General features: G+C 68.9%; 15 protein-coding genes. 9 read left to right on the forward strand and 6 right to left on the reverse strand.

What is annotated here, in order from left to right; all coding sequences use genetic code 11:
• Position 1: 1 nt before the first annotated feature.
• Positions 2-1,108, reverse strand: coding sequence for a citrate synthase 2 (locus tag FH608_RS42900; protein WP_139636687.1), 1,107 nt, complete (start codon positions 1,106-1,108; stop codon positions 2-4).
• 255 nt (positions 1,109-1,363) lie between these two features.
• On the opposite strand from FH608_RS42900, the gene pdxH reads away from it, so the two are divergent.
• Both pdxH and FH608_RS42910 read left to right on the forward strand, forming a co-directional pair.
• Positions 1,364-2,017: a pyridoxamine 5'-phosphate oxidase gene (gene pdxH, locus FH608_RS42905; RefSeq protein ID WP_139636691.1), complete on the forward strand. Its 654-nt coding sequence runs from the start codon at positions 1,364-1,366 to the stop codon at positions 2,015-2,017.
• 10 nt (positions 2,018-2,027) lie between these two features.
• A complete protein-coding gene (locus tag FH608_RS42910; RefSeq protein WP_226900414.1) occupies positions 2,028-3,263 on the forward strand; it encodes an MFS transporter in 1,236 nt (411 codons plus the stop codon).
• Between the two features lie 12 nt (positions 3,264-3,275).
• On the opposite strand, the gene FH608_RS42915 is transcribed toward FH608_RS42910, so the two are convergent.
• A complete protein-coding gene (locus FH608_RS42915; protein ID WP_139636693.1) occupies positions 3,276-3,893 on the reverse strand; it encodes a UdgX family uracil-DNA binding protein in 618 nt (205 codons plus the stop codon).
• 102 nt (positions 3,894-3,995) lie between these two features.
• Here FH608_RS42915 and FH608_RS42920 point away from each other — a divergent pair, with 102 nt between their 5' ends.
• The 3 genes from FH608_RS42920 (at position 3,996) to FH608_RS42930 (ending at position 7,830) form a co-directional block, all read left to right on the forward strand.
• The gene (locus FH608_RS42920; RefSeq protein WP_139636695.1) at positions 3,996-4,700 is read left to right on the forward strand and encodes a metal-dependent transcriptional regulator; all 705 of its coding nucleotides are present in this window, start codon (positions 3,996-3,998) and stop codon (positions 4,698-4,700) included.
• Positions 4,701-4,823: 123 nt separating this feature from the next.
• On the forward strand, positions 4,824-7,040 hold the full coding sequence (locus FH608_RS42925) for an ATP-binding SpoIIE family protein phosphatase (protein ID WP_139636697.1): 2,217 nt from the start codon (positions 4,824-4,826) through the stop codon (positions 7,038-7,040).
• A 16-nt stretch (positions 7,041-7,056) separates the two neighbouring features.
• Positions 7,057-7,830, forward strand: coding sequence for an alpha/beta fold hydrolase (locus FH608_RS42930; protein ID WP_139636698.1), 774 nt, complete (start codon positions 7,057-7,059; stop codon positions 7,828-7,830).
• A 52-nt stretch (positions 7,831-7,882) separates the two neighbouring features.
• On the opposite strand, the gene FH608_RS42935 is transcribed toward FH608_RS42930, so the two are convergent.
• On the reverse strand, positions 7,883-8,230 hold the full coding sequence (locus FH608_RS42935) for a helix-turn-helix domain-containing protein (protein ID WP_139636700.1): 348 nt from the start codon (positions 8,228-8,230) through the stop codon (positions 7,883-7,885).
• A 20-nt stretch (positions 8,231-8,250) separates the two neighbouring features.
• Between FH608_RS42935 and FH608_RS42940 the strand changes: the two genes are divergently transcribed.
• Complete coding sequence (locus FH608_RS42940; protein WP_139636702.1) at positions 8,251-8,679, forward strand: MarR family winged helix-turn-helix transcriptional regulator; 429 nt, start codon at positions 8,251-8,253, stop codon at positions 8,677-8,679.
• Here the strand turns inward: FH608_RS42940 and FH608_RS52040 are convergent.
• From FH608_RS52040 to FH608_RS42950, 3 genes are all read right to left on the reverse strand, one after another.
• Complete coding sequence (locus FH608_RS52040; protein ID WP_193318942.1) at positions 8,676-8,837, reverse strand: hypothetical protein; 162 nt, start codon at positions 8,835-8,837, stop codon at positions 8,676-8,678. The two genes, FH608_RS42940 and FH608_RS52040, sit on opposite strands and share 4 nt — an antisense overlap.
• Positions 8,838-8,908: 71 nt before the next feature.
• Positions 8,909-10,054, reverse strand: a complete 1,146-nt coding sequence (locus FH608_RS42945; protein ID WP_139636704.1) for an acyl-CoA dehydrogenase family protein — start codon at positions 10,052-10,054, stop codon at positions 8,909-8,911.
• Between the two features lie 226 nt (positions 10,055-10,280).
• Positions 10,281-11,495, reverse strand: coding sequence for an RNA-guided endonuclease InsQ/TnpB family protein (locus tag FH608_RS42950; RefSeq protein WP_394367737.1), 1,215 nt, complete (start codon positions 11,493-11,495; stop codon positions 10,281-10,283).
• Positions 11,496-11,581: 86 nt separating this feature from the next.
• On the opposite strand from FH608_RS42950, the gene FH608_RS42955 reads away from it, so the two are divergent.
• The 3 genes from FH608_RS42955 (at position 11,582) to FH608_RS42965 (ending at position 15,195) form a co-directional block, all read left to right on the forward strand.
• Positions 11,582-12,979, forward strand: a complete 1,398-nt coding sequence (locus FH608_RS42955; RefSeq protein ID WP_139636708.1) for a hypothetical protein — start codon at positions 11,582-11,584, stop codon at positions 12,977-12,979.
• Entirely contained in the window at positions 12,976-13,770 is a 795-nt protein-coding gene (locus tag FH608_RS42960; protein ID WP_139636709.1) for a class F sortase, read from the forward strand. Before FH608_RS42955 ends, FH608_RS42960 begins: the two co-directional genes overlap by 4 nt.
• 150 nt (positions 13,771-13,920) lie before the next feature.
• The gene (locus tag FH608_RS42965; protein WP_139636711.1) at positions 13,921-15,195 is read left to right on the forward strand and encodes a hypothetical protein; all 1,275 of its coding nucleotides are present in this window, start codon (positions 13,921-13,923) and stop codon (positions 15,193-15,195) included.
• The last annotated feature ends 1 nt before the right edge of the window (position 15,196 follow it).

A 15,196-nucleotide genomic window follows, 5' to 3' on the forward strand; every position in this document is an offset into this window, starting at 1 on the left:
GTCAGTAGGCGCCGGTGACCTGGTCGGCGCCGGGCACGTCGCTCAGGGGACGCGAGGACGGGCCCACGTAGTTGGCGCTCGGACGGACCAGCCGTCCCGTGCGCTTCTGCTCCAGGATGTGCGCGGCCCAACCGGCCGTGCGGGCGCAGGTGAACATCGAGGTGAACATGTGGGAGGGAACCTCGGCGAAGTCCAGCACCACGGCCGCCCAGTACTCCACGTTGGTGGCCAGCACCCGGTCGGGCTTGCGCGCGTGCAGCTCGTCCAGGGCCGCCTGCTCCAGCGCCGCGGCAACCTCGTAGCGAGGCGCCCCGAGCTCCTTGGCCGTACGGCGCAGCACGCGGGCGCGCGGGTCCTCGGCGCGGTAGACGCGGTGCCCGAAGCCCATGAGCCTGTTGCCCTTGTCGAGCTCGCTCTGGACGTACTTCTTGGCGTCGCCGAGCTGCTCCACACCCTCGATCATGTGCAGGACGCGGGCCGGGGCGCCGCCGTGCAGCGGGCCCGACATGGCGCCCACGGCGCCGGACAGCGCCGCCGCCACGTCGGCCCCGGTGGAGGCGATGACGCGGGCGGTGAAGGTGGAGGCGTTCATGCCGTGCTCGGCCGCGGAGGCCCAGTAGGCGTCGATGGCCTTGACATGCTTGGGGTCAGGCTCACCGCGCCAGCGGATCATGAAGCGCTCGACGATGGTCTTGGCCTCGTCGACCCGGCTCTGCGGCACCATCGGCAGGCCGAGCCCGCGCGCCGACTGCGCCACGAAGGAAAGAGCCATCACGGAGGCGCGGGCGAGCTGGTCGCGGGCCTCCTCGTCACTGATGTCGAGCAGGGGCTTGAAGCCGTAGGCGGGAGCCAGCATGGCCAGAGCGCTCTGCACGTCTACGCGGATGTCACCGGAGTGGACAGGAATGGGGTACGGCTCCGCCGGCGGCAGGCCCGGCTGGAACTTGTTGTCGACCAGCAGGCCCCAGACCGCCCCGAACGGGACACGGCCGACCAGGTCTTCGATGTCGACGCCCCGGTATCGAAGGGCGCCCCCTTCTTTGTCCGGTTCCGCGATCTCGGTCTCGAAAGCTACGACGCCTTCGAGCCCGGGTTTGAAGTCGGACATGCTCGGCCGCCTCCCTTTCCGTTGCCATGTTTGGGCAATCCTGTGTCAATGGTCGCGGCCGCTTCGGGGGTCGTTGGCATCGTTGCCTCGCTCTCTCCCCCCGAGCGCCTCCGCTCTGTTGATGTCGAGATACCGGCGGGTCAATTTAACCCCGTCTCACGTCGTGGTCGGTCCCGGGACCCGCCGTAAAGACAAACCCGCTGGTCGAGGGGGGTGCGTGGGATCTGACACGCAAGCGCGCAAGAATACCGTCTCGTGGATGCCACCCCGCGCCCGCCCGTGCTGGCGGAGCTTCGCCGTACGTACGAGGGCGAGCCGCTGCTCGAATCCGACCTCGCGGCCGACCCGGTCGACCAGTTCGCCGCGTGGTTCCAGGACGCGATCGAGGCCGGCCTGCCCGAACCCAACGCCATGGTCCTGGCCACCGCCTCCGCGGGCGGCCGGCCCAGCGCCAGGACGGTCCTGCTCAAGGGCTTCGACGAACGCGGCTTCGTCTTCTACACCAACTACGAGTCGCGCAAGGGCCGCGACCTGGCCGAGAACGCCCGCGCCTCGCTGCTGTTCCCCTGGCACCCGATCCGCCGCCAGGTGCGCGTCGAGGGCACGGTGACGCGGATCTCCCACGAGGAGTCGGCCGAGTACTTCAACTCCCGCCCCTACGGCTCCCGCATCGGGGCCTGGGCCTCGCGGCAGTCGGCCGTCGTGCGGTCCCGGGAGGAGCTGGACGCCCGCTACGCGGAGCTGGCGGCGCGCTGGCCGGAGAATCCGCCGGTGCCCGACTTCTGGGGCGGCTTCCGCGTACGCCCGATCGAGGTGGAGTTCTGGCAGGGGCAGCTCGACCGCATGCACGACCGGCTCCGCTACAGGCGCACGAGACCCGGGTGGGCCCTGGAAAGGCTCGCGCCTTAATGTTCCTTGAGTGGCGATCGCGGACCTGGTCAAACGTCATCTGGTGGACACCCGGCCACTCGGCGTGCCCGAATACCGGCGGCTGTGGCTGGGCCAGGCCGTATCCCACGTCGGTGTCGGCGCGACCGTGGTGGCCGTCCAGCAGCAGGTCTGGGAGCTGACCCAGTCGTCCTTCCACGTCGGCCTGATCGGCATGGCCAACCTGGTCCCGCTGGTCGTCTTCGGCCTGTGGGGCGGGGCGGTCGCCGACGCGGTGGACCGGCGCAGGCTGCTCATCGTCGGCTCGATCGTCGCCTGGTCGGCGACGCTGCTCATCCTCACCCAGGCACTGCTCGGGATCGGCAACGTCTACCTCATCTTCGGCGCGGTCGCGCTCAACGCCACCGGCTTCGCGATCACCAGCCCGACCCGGGGCGCGATCATCCCGAGGATCCTGGACAGGGAGTTGGTGCCCGCGGCCAACGCGCTGAACTCGCTGGTGTTCAGCATCGGCGCGGTGGTCGGTCCCATGGTGGGTGCGGCGGCGCTGGCCACCGGCGGATTCGCGGCGGCGTACGCGCTGGACGCCGTGCTCTTCACGGCCAGCCTCTACGCGGCGCTCAGGCTGCCCTCACTGCCCCCGCTGGGCGAGGTGACGCGTCCGGGGGCCCGGGCGGTGCTGGAGGGGCTCAGGTTCATCGTCAGGAGCCCTGTGCTGCTCATGTCGTTCGTCGTGGACATCATCGCGATGGTGTTCGCCATGCCGCGCTCGCTCTTCCCGGAGCTGACCGCCGAGCGGTTCGGCGGCGACGACGTGGCGCTCGGCCTGCTGATCTCCTCCATGGCCTTCGGCTCGGTCGTCGGGGCGCTGTTCTCCGGCTGGGTGAGCCGCGTCACCCGGCAGGGCGTGGCGCTCGTCGTCGTCATCGCGGTCTGGGGGCTGGCCGTGGCCGCCGCCGGGCTCGCGCACGAGCTCTGGCTGGTGGTGGCGTTCATGGCCGTGGGCGGGGTGGCGGACGTGATCTCGTCGGTGTGGCGACAGTCCATCCTGCAGCTGTACGCGCCCGACGAGATGCGGGGGCGGCTGCAGGGGGCGTTCATGGTGGTCGTGGCCGGCGGGCCGCGCCTCGGCGAGCTGCGGGCCGGGGCCACGGCCGGCGTGATCGGGCTGACGGGGGCGTGGGTCGGCGGCGGCCTGGCCTGCGTCGTCACGGTGGTGATCGTCGGCCTGTCCGTGGCCGGCTTCCGTAATTACCGGGCCCGTTGAACGGATAGAGGTTCAGGCGACCCGGGCCGCCGCCCGGAGGTCCGCCAGGAAGCCCGCGTACGCCTCGTCCCGGTCGGGCGCGCGCAGCACGGACGACGGGTGGACGGTCGCCACGGCCAGCGCGTCCCCGAGCGGCACCGGCTCGCCCCTGTGGTGCGTCACCCGGAACTCCCGCCCCAGCAGCGCCCTGGCCGCCGTCGCCCCGAGCACCACGACCACCTCGGGGCGCACCAGCGCCAGCTCGGCGTCGAGCCACGGCCGGCACGCGGTGATCTCGGCGGCCGTGGGCTTCTGGTGGATCCGCCGTTTCCCGCGCAGCGTGAAGGAGAAGTGTTTGACGGCGTTGGTGAGATAGACGTCCTCGCGCTCGATGCCCGCCTCGACCAGCCCCTTGTCGAGAACGCGGCCCGCCGGGCCCACGAACGGGTGACCCTGGCGGTCCTCCTGGTCCCCGGGCTCCTCGCCCACGAGCATGTATCTGGCCTGCTGCGGCCCCTCGCCGAAGACGGTCTGCGTCGCGTTCCTGAACAGGTCGCAGCCCTCGCAGCCGGCCGCCGCACGGCGCAGCGAGCCGAGGTCGAGCTGGTCGGGAAGGAACTCGGCCGCTCCTTTGTTTCCGTCCTTAACCATTGCCGGTCGCTCTCCCAATAGGGTTCCTGTGACTCCTGTGCCCGCTGCGGACGGGCTCAGTCCCCACCCCGACCGGCGTACCATTCAATTGGGAGGACTGCCTTGACCGCACACGGCCTGATCGACACCACGGAGATGTACCTCCGCACGATTTACGAGCTCGAGGAGGAGGGCATCGTCCCCCTGCGTGCTCGCATCGCGGAGCGGCTGCAGCAGAGCGGGCCCACCGTGAGCCAGACCGTCGCCCGCATGGAGCGCGACGGGCTCGTCAGGGTTGAGGGCGACCGTCACCTGTCGATGACCGACCTGGGCCGCACGCTGGCGACGCGGGTCATGCGCAAGCACCGGCTCGCCGAGTGCCTGCTGACCCAGGTGATCGGGCTTCCCTGGGAGGAGGTCCACATCGAGGCGTGCCGGTGGGAGCACGTCATGTCGGAGTCGGTCGAGGCGCGGCTGCTGACCCTGCTCGACAACCCGACGGTCTGTCCCCACGGAAACCCCATCCCCGGCCTGGCCGAGCTGGGTGCGGCGGAGGCCGTGGAGGGCGGCGCCAACGCGCTGACCTCGATGTCGGACGTGGCGGGGCCGAGAGACACATCCGTAGTCGTACGCCGAATTAGCGAACAAGTGCAAAGCGATCCTGCTGTGATGCTTAAACTCAAGCAAGTTGGGATACAACCCGGACGCGAGGTGACGCTCGCGGCGAGCGACGACGGTGTGCGGGTGACAGGTGACGGTGACGCGAACGACACTCCCGCGGAGCTTCCGCGCGATGTCGCCGCGCACGTTTTTGTCTCCAAGCGCTGACGCGCGCGCAGCTGCTTGGTTGAATCCCTCCTGGGAGGCCCGCCACTCTCCCCTGGCCAAGACTGTTGCAGGAGCGCCCGTGGTCCGCTTTGCGTGCATGCCACCCCGAGGAGTGGTCTCCGGATGAATCGTTGGGGGGATCTGTCACAGGAAACGGCTGATCACCTTAATGCCGGCTCCGTGCTCGATCACGCCGAGATGGCGGTGGTCGTCACCGACCGTTTCAGCAACGTCCTCTATTGGAATCCTTTCGCTGAGAAACTCTTCGGTCACCAGGGCAGGTCTCCCTCGGGCGACTCGTCCGGCCTGTCCCTCATGGACAAGGACCACCCGCTCGCGGTCGAGCTGGCCAAGCACGTGCTCAAGGGCGGCGTGTGGGAGGGCACGTTCGACGTCAGGCGCGCCGACGGCACCATCGTCTACGTCCGCGCCCAGGCCGTTCCTCTGCGCCACCCCACGGGCGGGGTGACGGGCGTCGTCATCACGGCCCGCGAGGCGCTGCGCAGCAACGAGCGGGAGAAGGACCGCTTCGGGCTGCTGGAGCGCATCGGCGAGCGGCTGGCGGGCTCCCTCTACGTCGAGGAGACGCTCAAGCGGGTCGCCGAGATGCTGGTCCCCCAGTTCGCCGACCACTGCTTCATCGAGCTCATGGAGGGCGACCGGCTGGTCCGCCGGGTCTCCCAGCACGTGCAGGGGTGGGCGCCCCCGTCGGGCACATGGAAGCCGGTGGGCGCCGAGATCCGCTACCCCACCGGCCACTACGCGGACACGGCGCTGCGCCGCCAGGAGACGATCCTGGTCGAGAGCTTCGCCTCCACCAGCTTCCCCGCCCCCAGCGAGGGCAGCGCCCAGCTGTGCGGCGAGATCGGCATGACCTCCGCCATCGTGGCCCCCCTGCTGGTGCGCGGCGAGACGCTCGGGCTGATGTATCTCGGGCTGTCCAACCTCACCGACCGGCGCAGCCCCCACTACGACGCGTTCGACCGTGACTTCGTCGGCGCCATCGGCACCAGGGTCGCGCTGGCCATCGACAACGCGCTGCTGTTCGAGGAGGAGCGTCACACGGCGGAGTCGTTCCAGAAATACCTGCTGCCCCGGGCGCTGCCGCAGCTCGACGGCCTGCAGATCGCCGTGCGCTACTACCCCGCGGCCCCGCTCGCCTCCCACGGGCAGGGCATCCAGACTCAGGTCGGCGGCGACTGGTACGACGTGATCCCCCTCTCGGCCGGCCGGGTCGGCATCGTGATCGGCGACGTCGAGGGCAGGGGCGCCAAGGCGGCGGCCATCATGGGCCAGCTCAGGGCGGCGCTGCGGGCCTTCGCCCAGGACGACAAGTCGCCGGCCGACATCCTTGCCAGGCTCGACGAGTGGACCCGCATCATCGCCACCCCCGAGCACGACGACAACGGCACCGAGGTCAGCATCCCGCCCATCGTGACCTGCCAATACCTCGTCTACGACGCCTGGTCGCGGCAGCTGTCGTTCGCCAACGCGGGCCACGCGCCGCCGCTGCTGCTGGTCGACGGCCAGTGCGTGGAGCTCGACATCGAGGAGGTCGGCCAGCCGCTCGGCGTACGCGCCAAGGGCCTGCACGCCGACCTGGTCTACAAGGAGGAGACCCGCACCCTCCCGCCCGGCGCCGCGCTGCTGCTCTACACCGACGGCCTGGTCGACCGGCGGCCGGGCCGCGACGGCCGGATGCCGAGCGAGGAGGAGACGCTCGGCGTGCTCTGCTCCGAGCTCGCCAAGATCTCCGGCGCCGACGTCGAGCGCATCGCCGAGACCGCCACCGTGGCCGTGCCCGGCGAGATCGACGACGACATGGCGATCCTCGTGGTCCGCTCCAGCGACGCCGACCTCGACGTCGAGGAGCGCACGTTCCCCGCCCAGCCGATCATGGTCGGCGAGGCCCGCCGCATGGCCTCGGAGGCGTTCTCCAGCTGGAACGTCCCGGAGGAGCGCGGCGAGCTGGCCTGCCTGCTGGTTTCCGAGGTCGTGACCAACGTCGTCCTCCACGCGGCCACCGCCAGCGTGCCGCGCAGGGAGCTGGTCGTGGAGGGGCCGCCGCTGCCGTTCGAGGAGTCCTGGGACACTCCGGGCTTCGAGGACGAAGTGATCGGCGACAAGGAGTTCACGCTCAGGCTGCGCCGGGGCGAGGAGTCGGTCTGGGTCGAGGTCTTCGACCAGGACCTGCGCCTGCCGCGCATCCGCAGCGCGGGGGAGAACGACGAGGGCGGGCGCGGCCTCTATCTCGTCGACCAGCTGGCCAGGCGCTGGGGGTCGCGACCCACCAGGGAAGGCAAAGCCGTCTGGTTCGAGATTCCCACTCGCGGCAGGTGAGTGGTTAGCTGGCAGTATGGAGCTGGCCTTCGAACGACGGGGCACCGGCGCGCCACTGATCCTGATCCACGGCATCGGGCATCACTGGCAGGCCTGGTCGCCCGTGCTCGACCGGCTCGCCGCGGCCCGCACGGTCGTCGCCCTCGATCTGCCCGGCTTCGGGGCCTCGCCGGGGCTGCCCGACGGCGTCCCCTACACCGCCGAGTCGCTGGCGGACGCGGTCGAGTCGTTCTGCGCCCGGCTGGGGTTCCGCGAGCCCCACATCGCGGGCAACTCACTCGGCGGCTACATCGCGCTGGAGCTGGCCTCGCGCGGGGTCGTCCGCACGGCCACCGCGTTCTCGCCCGCCGGCTTCTGGAACCGGCCCGAGCTGCTCTACTGCCAGACCGCGCTGCGCGCGCTGCGAGCCGGCGCCAGATCCGGCGTCCCGCCGGTGCTGGGCGTCCTGTCCACCGGCATCCTCGTCGCCCACCCGTCCAGGCTGGAGCCGCGGGCGCTCGCGGCGGCCACGCGGGCACTGGGGACGGCGGCCGGTTTCGACGAGACGCTGGCGTCCTTCTCCGGGCTGATGCCGCCCGCGCCGCCCAAGACGCCCATCACGATCGCGTGGGGCGAGCACGACCGGCTCCTGCTGCGCCGCCAGGCCGTGCGCGCGGCCCGCTGGTCGGGGGAGCGGGTCAAGCTGCTGAAGGGCTGCGGTCACGTGCCGATGAGCGACGATCCCGACCTCGTGGCCCGCGTGATCCTGGAGGCGGGGGCGAGATACCTGGACCCCGCCACTCTCACGTGAGGCCCGCTGCTCTCACGTGAGGCCCGCGGCTTTCGCTTGAGGATCGCAGCCCTCACGTGAGGTTCGCCGACATGCGGCGGAGCACGTCCACGGTCGCCAGATACTCCTGAGAGCTCACGCCGTCGAGCACCTTCCGCCGGAACTCCGCCACCTGCGTGGAGATCCGCGCGTGCTCGGCCCGGCCCTCGTCGGTGAGCCGCCCGTCCGCCAGCCACCCCCTGGCGGCGAGCCGCTCCTCGGCCCCCTCCACTCCGTCGAACGGCAGCGGGCCGGTGAGGCCCTGGGCCTTCGCATTGAGCACCTGCCATTCGCGGCGGGTGGTGGTCCTGAGCGCCTGGTCCATAGCGCCTTCCAGCTGGTTGTCGAGGAGCTTCAGCCAGTGGCCGATGGGCTTGTCCATGGATGTACAATAGCAACTATATGTATGAAGACAACAATATCGCCGCGATCGAGCAGGCGATGATCACGATCAGGCGCCGGCAGAGCAGGCGGGCGCTGGCCAGGGCCCAGGGCGGCGTGCGGCCCGAGCTGGACGTGCTCGACGTGATCGAGGGGGCGGGAGAGCCGGTCACCGTGTCGACGGTCGCGCGGGCGCTCGGCGTCGACCAGCCGAGGGCGAGCCGGCTCGTGGCGGCGGCCGTGGCGGCGGGCCTGGTGAGGCGCGAGGCCGACCAGGCCGACGGGCGCCGGGCGTGGCTGGCCCCGACGGAGGCCGGGCGGGCCGCGCTGGAGCGGATCCATCGCGGCCGGCGGGCGGCGTTCGCGACGGCCATGGAGGGGTGGACGGACGGGGAGCGGGCGGAGTTCGCCCGGCTGCTCAGCAGGTTCGTCGCGGCGATGCCGGGTTAGACCTTGGTCTGGCCCCAGACGAGCAGCATGGCGATGATGAAGACGATCATCACCCCGGCGTAGCCGACCGGGCCCATGCGGAACGCCCGGCGCACGCGGTTGAGGCCCCACGCGAACAACAACGCCAGGAAAACCAGGAGGATCAGGCCACCGTCCATGGTCCCCAGTATGCGCGCGGACGGCCCGTCCCGCGCGGCCGGAAGCCGAACAAGAGCGGCTTCCCGCGCGGTCAGAATCCGAAGGAACGCCCGATGATCTCCTTCATGATCTCGGTGGTGCCGCCGTAGATGGTCTGGACCCGGCTGTCCAGCCAGGCCTTGGCCACGGGGAACTCCGTCATGTAGCCGTACCCGCCGTGCAGCTGGAGACAGCGGTCGATGACCCTGGTCTGCAGCTCGGTCGTCCACCACTTGGCCTTGGCCGCGTCCACCGCCGTGAGCTCCCCGGCGTTGAGCGCCAGGACGCACTTGTCGACGTAGTGGCGGGCGATCTCCGTCTCGGTGGCCAGCTCGGCCAGCACGAACCGGGTGTTCTGGAACGAGCCGATGCTGCGGCCGAACGCCTGGCGGGTTCTGCAGTACTCGACGGTCTCCTCCAGGACGGCCTCCGCCGCGGCCACCGCCGCCACGGCGATCGACAGGCGCTCCTGCGGCAGGTTGTTCATGAGCTGGACGAATCCCTCGCCGTCGCGCGGGCCGAGGCGGTTGGCGGCGGGCACGCGGACGTTCTCGAAGAACAGCTCGGCCGTGTCCTGCGCCTTCATTCCGATCTTGTCGAGATTGCGCCCCCGCTCGAACCCCTCCATGCCGCGCTCCACCACGACCAGCGTGATCCCCCTGGCGCCCGCCCCCGGATCGGTCTTGGCCACCACGACGACCAGGTCGGCGTTGATGCCGTTCGTGATGAACGTCTTCTGCCCGTTGACCACGTAGTGCTCGCCGTCGCGCACGGCCGTGGTCCTGATCCCCTGCAGGTCGCTCCCGGCGCCCGGCTCGCTCATGGCGATCGCCGTGATCAGCTCGCCGCCGGCGAAGCCGGGCAGCCACCGCTGCCGCTGCTCGTCGTTCGTGAGATCCACCAGGTACGGCGCCATCACGTCGTTGTGCAGCGAGAACCCGAGCCCGGAGGCGCCATGCCGGATGATCTCCTCGACGATGACCGCGTTGTAACGGAAGTCCCTGATGCCCGCGCCCCCGTACTCCTCGGGCACCGAGAACCCGAACATCCCCAGTTCGCCGGCCTTCTTCCAGACCTCGCGCGGGACGATGCCGTCCTTCTCCCACTGCGCGTGGTGCGGCACGACCTCGCGGGCCAGGAATTCGCGCACGGTCTCGCGGAAGAGCAGGTGCTCGTCGTCGAAGAGGTCTCGCCGCATCCGTCGCCTCGCTTCCCGAACAGGGTTCTGTTACTGGTAGGTATATCCCCTTTCTGGTACGTCGGGCAGCATGTGGACACGGGTTCATCACAAGTGCCGTACGTAGTCACATTCGGCATGTGTTACGGGGTTTTCAACTCTAAGATCTACCTTCGGTCTCTTTATGGCTGATCGGAGTCTCCCTTGGCATCCTCCCCCACTCGAAGGTGGAGGATTTCAACCCGTCTCACACGGAGAGGAGGACAGGTTGAGGTTCGCGGTGCACCGGCTCGGCAACCCGTGGCCCTTCCCGCGCAGAGACGGCATGCCCTGCCGCCAGTTTGATATTCCTGGCCGCGTTTACGTCAGCGTTGCCGGCGTAACTGCAGGATCGGCAGGCGAAGGCGGCTTGGCTCTCGCGCGCCTTCGCATCCACGATTCCGCACGCCGAACACCGCTGGCTCGTATACGCGGCACTCACCTTCACCAACCGGCCAGGAGCCTTATGCTCCAGTCGCTCGACCAACTGTCCCCAGCCTGCCGCGAGGATCGACCGGTTGAGCCCCGACTTGGCTCGGACATTCCGCCCCGGCTCGGCGAGTGTTCCTCGCGTCGACCGGGTCATGTTGCGGATCTTCAGGTCCTCGACGGCGATCACGTCGAAGCGACGCGCCAGGTCAGTGCTGGTTTTCTCTACCCAGTCCTTGCGCCGATCTCTCTCACGTGCCTTCACCTTTGCGATCTTGTGTTTCACCGAGGTGCGCCGGTTCGATCCGGGCTTGGCGCGGGCAAGTTTGCGCAGCAGCCGCCGAAGCTGCGTCTCTTCGGCCTCCAGGAGCCGGGGCGCATGCGACAATTCTCCGGTGGAAAGTGCAACAGACACGGCCACGCCACGATCCACGCCGACCACCCCACCTGTGCCTGGTGCAGGGATGGGCTCGGGAATCGCCGCGAAGGCGACATGCCAGCGGCCAGCTCGATCCCGGGTAACCCGGTAGGACTTGACGCCCTCCGGTACGTCACGGGACCAGCGAAAGCGTACCCACCCCACTTTGGGGATCTTCACCTCTCCGACGTTGCGGGACAGGCGATGTACATCATCCGCCTGCACGGCGACAATCCGGAAGCCCTCACTTCGTCCACGTTTGCGCCAGGTTGGCCTGCGGTGCGTCCCGATGAAATAGTTCGCCATCGCCTGGGCGAAGTCCTTCAGCGCCTGCTGCTGCACGATGACGGAGCCCGCCCGCAACCAGGCGAACTCCGCGCGTGCTTCAGTCAGCTGACGGCACTGCTCGGCAAAGCCGGGTGCGCTCAGGCGCCCCGGCCTCCAGTGAGCGTGCTGCTCTACCGCCAGGTTCCAGACCAAGCGGGCGTGGGCGCAATGCTCCAGCAACGCCGCCTCCTCGGTAGGCGTGGGCTGAAGCCGATAGCGGGACACGCTGGCCAACCTACCGACAGCCACCGACAAAACCGGGAGACCACAGTGTTCGACCCTTCCGCGTTTTCTCCCCGTCGTGAAGGACGGGGCATCCACGTTGTAGGTGCCTGGTGAATCAGTGGCGCAAGGCGTTGATCGCCGCATCGGTCGGATCGGTGGCGGCTTTAGGCATGGTGGCGTTAACTGACGTACCTGCCGCTGCAGCGCTGGCGGATCTCGTAGTGGAGTACGACTGCACGGCGTCTGGGCCGAACAGCATCGTCAGGAACGGTCCCGTACGACTGACCACCAATCTCACCTTCGCCACGGACCTGGTGGTCGGCGACCCGCTCAACTTCACCTGGAAGCTGAACTACGCCGACAGCAGCCGCCTGCAGTCCCCCGGCTACTTCCCGGCAGGGGGCCAGGTGCACGCCACCGGCAACGTGCAACTCCTCAGCAGTTGGCAGGGCATCCTGCAGCCAAAGGGTAGTGCCGATGCTGAAAAAGAGCTCCGCCCTGACTCTCCTCTCTCCCTTCCCGAGACCATGAACGACCCCGGCCTGATCGATAAGCCTGGCACGATCACGATCACGCCCAAGAACATCGAGCTCGACTTCACCCCTCCGGACGGCAGCGCCATCGTCAACGACGGGGGCGATGCCGACAACCCCAGCGGCATGGGGATCGTCTACAGCAGTGGCTGGCTCTCATTAGACGACCGCCCTGCCTCTGAGCACCACATACACAACGACCTGCATCAGACGATGCAGGAGGACGCTACCGCGGAGCTGACCTTCATAGGGACCGGCGTCGAATACATTGGGCCTCATGACAAGGACGCAGGCCCGGTCGATATCTACATCGACGGCAAGAAGCGGGCCACGGTTGATCCATCGCGCGCCGACAATGATGTGCCTGTCAACGACGACCTCGACGGTGGTCACACACTGTGGACGTCGGCACCGCTGAAGTATGGTCAGCACACCATCAAGATCGAGAATGCATCGCCCAAGCGGGCTTGGCTGGACGCCTTTCGGGTGATCACGAACACCTCCAAAATCCCCACCGGCTATCACGGTGCGACGTGCAAACCGATCAACTCTCCGGCCTCGATCGTTGTGACTGTACGGGACAAGGCCAGCCCTACCGTGACGCCCAGCGAGACACCGCCGACCGACAACCCGCCCACGGACGAGAGCCCGGACCCGGATCCGAGCGACTCCGAGACCGACAACCCCCCGAACAACGACAACGACGACCTCAACCTGGGGCACGTGGTCGTCCGGCCCACCGCCACCGCGACCCAGACGGTCACGCCCAGGTCCACCGGGCCGACCGCGACCAAGTACTACAGGGCGCAGGTGCCCAAGACGCCCAGTGGCGGGGTGGACACCGGTGAGGCGCCGGAGGAGAACCAGCCGCACGGGCTGCTGACCGGTGGGATGGCCCTGGTGATGGGGAGCGCGGGCGGCGGGCTGCTGCTGCGCCGGCGCCGGGCCGCGCACGCGGGAGGAGCGGACGCATGACGGAGCAGCAGAAGGCGCCGACGCCGACGCAACGGGCGCTGCCCGGACTGCTGATCGCCGGCTCGCTGGGGGGCGTCGGCCTGGTCATGGTGACTCTGCTCTCGTTCGCGCCGACCGTGGACGACGGCTCGGGCTCGCTCACGGCGGCAGCGGCGCCGCAGGAGGCGCCCACGCCCGTGCAGATGGAGAACGCGGGCGCATTCGTCCTCTCGCCGACGGTCGGGCCCGGGGGCAAGGACGTCCCCCTGACCCCGGCCCGCCTCGAAGCGCCCCCGCCCCTGGCGGCCGTCCCGACCGTGCCGCCGATCCCCAAGGCCCAGGTCAAGACGGGACGCGCCAAGCCCACCCGCATCAAGATCCCCAAGATCAAGGTCAACGCCGTCGTGGGCACCGTCGCGATGGACAGCAAGGGCAAGCTGGGCACCCCGCCGCTGAGCAAGGCCGGCCGTACGGGCTGGTTCACCGGCTCTCCCGTACCGGGCGAAATCGGCCCCGCGATCATCAACGGCCACGTCAGCACCCGCAAGGGCCCCGCCGTCTTCGACCGCCTGCGCGAACTGGCCAAGGGCGACCAGATCTACGTGTACCGGTCGGACGGCAAGGTGACCCGGTTCACGGTGAGCGGGATCGAGCAGGCCAGCAAGACGGCTTTCCCGTCGGCCCGTGTGTACGGGAACACGAAGGATGCCCAGTTGAGGCTCATCACCTGCGGCGGAGTCTTCAACCAGAAGGCGCACAGCTACACGGACAACATCGTGGTGTACGCGACGCTCTCGAAGAAGAAGGGCTGAGAGAGTAAAGTGACCGCCGATTTGGTGGTTTACGGGAAGTTGACAGGGACAGTCCGTAGGATCTCTACCTAACCGTGACCAACGGCTGGAATTCTGGCAGAGCTGTTGATGCTGCTGTGAACCATGTGAAACGGAGATAGACCCGTGCTTATGTCCCAGGCGTGGCGCCGCCTCGCCCAGAAGACGTCGGCCGTGGGGCTTGTCAGCACGTTTGTCATCTTCGCCGGCTCCCTGTTAGCCCTGCCCGCCCCGGCCCAGGCGGCTGCGACGAAGCAGTTCAACTACACGTGTTCGAGTGGGCCCTTCAGCAACACCTCGATAAGTGTCGGGCTCAGCGCTCCTGACTCGGTGACGGTGGGCCAGGGCTTCGACCTGACGGTGAACATCCCCTCGCTGACGATTGCGACGCACCCCACGAGCGCCACTACCCTGCAGGCCAATCTGGACATGACGGTGACCGGCGGCACGGCTGCCACGGGTGTGAAGACGGGGCCGCAGATCACGACCACTCAGACGTCCGTCACCGCGAGCAGCGTGACCTACAGGATCACGGTGACTGCCGGCACCACGACCAAGGTGAGCGTGAAGCCCGGCGACCTGAAGCTGGCCTTCGCGAGCAACGTGAGCAGCGTGACGACGTGCAGGCCGCCGACCTCCACCACCGACGTGCTCGATGTCCCGATCGGAACGGGCAGCGGCAACGGGACCAACACCGACGTCGTGGAGTACAAGTGCGTCGGCCCCGCCACCACGGACACGCAGGACGTCGAGATCAAGGTCGAGATGACGATGCCGACCTCCGCCAGGGTGGGCCAGCAGTTCGCCATCAAGTGGAAGGGCACCTACACGGCCGGCAAGGAGCTGAAGGCCCCCACCACGGGTCAGACGATCACCGCGAAGGTCTTCGCCTATGCGTCGCTGACCGGCATCAGCGGCCTGACCTCCGCCACGGGGGAGGGCAGCACCGGCACGATCACCGCCGGGCAGATCGTCACGCTGCCGACAACACAGATCGACCTCAAGTCGACCGCCAACGCCGCTGGAACGGCGACGGTGAAGCCTGCGAAGGTCAACTTCGGCTCGGACACCGCGACCGGCAATCAGCCGAAGATCGAGTGCACGGTGCAGAACGAGAGCGAGCTCAAGACCTACACCTTCGCGGTGGGCAACGCCTCCACCAGCCCCACTCCGAGCCCGAGTCCCACTCCCAGCAACACCTCCCCCAGGCCCACCAGAACGGCCACCCACACGGTGACCGTCACCCCCACCCAGAAGAAGTCCCAGACGCCCAAGGCCGGGGCCGACACCGGTGGAGGCGGTGAGATGGGGCCCGACGGGCGGTTGTTCATCGTGACCGGCACCGCGTTGATCGTGGCGGCCGCCGCCGGTGGGCTGATCATGCGTCGTCGGACCATCCGGGGGTGAC

Source organism: Nonomuraea phyllanthi (assembly GCF_006334985.2).
GTDB classification, from domain to species: Bacteria; Actinomycetota; Actinomycetes; order Streptosporangiales; family Streptosporangiaceae; genus Nonomuraea; species Nonomuraea phyllanthi.

Excerpts from the sequence above, each read along its gene's own strand:
- FH608_RS42960 (WP_139636709.1), top strand. The coding sequence starts at position 12,976 with ATGACGGAGCAGCAGAAGGCGCCGACGCCGACGCAACGGGCGCTGCCC.
- FH608_RS42935 (WP_139636700.1), bottom strand. The coding sequence starts at position 8,230 with ATGGACAAGCCCATCGGCCACTGGCTGAAGCTCCTCGACAACCAGCTG.
- FH608_RS42930 (WP_139636698.1), top strand. The coding sequence starts at position 7,057 with ATGGAGCTGGCCTTCGAACGACGGGGCACCGGCGCGCCACTGATCCTG.
- FH608_RS42945 (WP_139636704.1), bottom strand. The coding sequence starts at position 10,054 with ATGCGGCGAGACCTCTTCGACGACGAGCACCTGCTCTTCCGCGAGACC.
- FH608_RS42940 (WP_139636702.1), top strand. The coding sequence starts at position 8,251 with ATGTATGAAGACAACAATATCGCCGCGATCGAGCAGGCGATGATCACG.
- FH608_RS42965 (WP_139636711.1), top strand. The coding sequence starts at position 13,921 with ATGTCCCAGGCGTGGCGCCGCCTCGCCCAGAAGACGTCGGCCGTGGGG.
- FH608_RS42915 (WP_139636693.1), bottom strand. The coding sequence starts at position 3,893 with ATGGTTAAGGACGGAAACAAAGGAGCGGCCGAGTTCCTTCCCGACCAG.
- FH608_RS42900 (WP_139636687.1), bottom strand. The coding sequence starts at position 1,108 with ATGTCCGACTTCAAACCCGGGCTCGAAGGCGTCGTAGCTTTCGAGACC.
- FH608_RS52040 (WP_193318942.1), bottom strand. The coding sequence starts at position 8,837 with ATGGACGGTGGCCTGATCCTCCTGGTTTTCCTGGCGTTGTTGTTCGCG.
- FH608_RS42925 (WP_139636697.1), top strand. The coding sequence starts at position 4,824 with ATGAATCGTTGGGGGGATCTGTCACAGGAAACGGCTGATCACCTTAAT.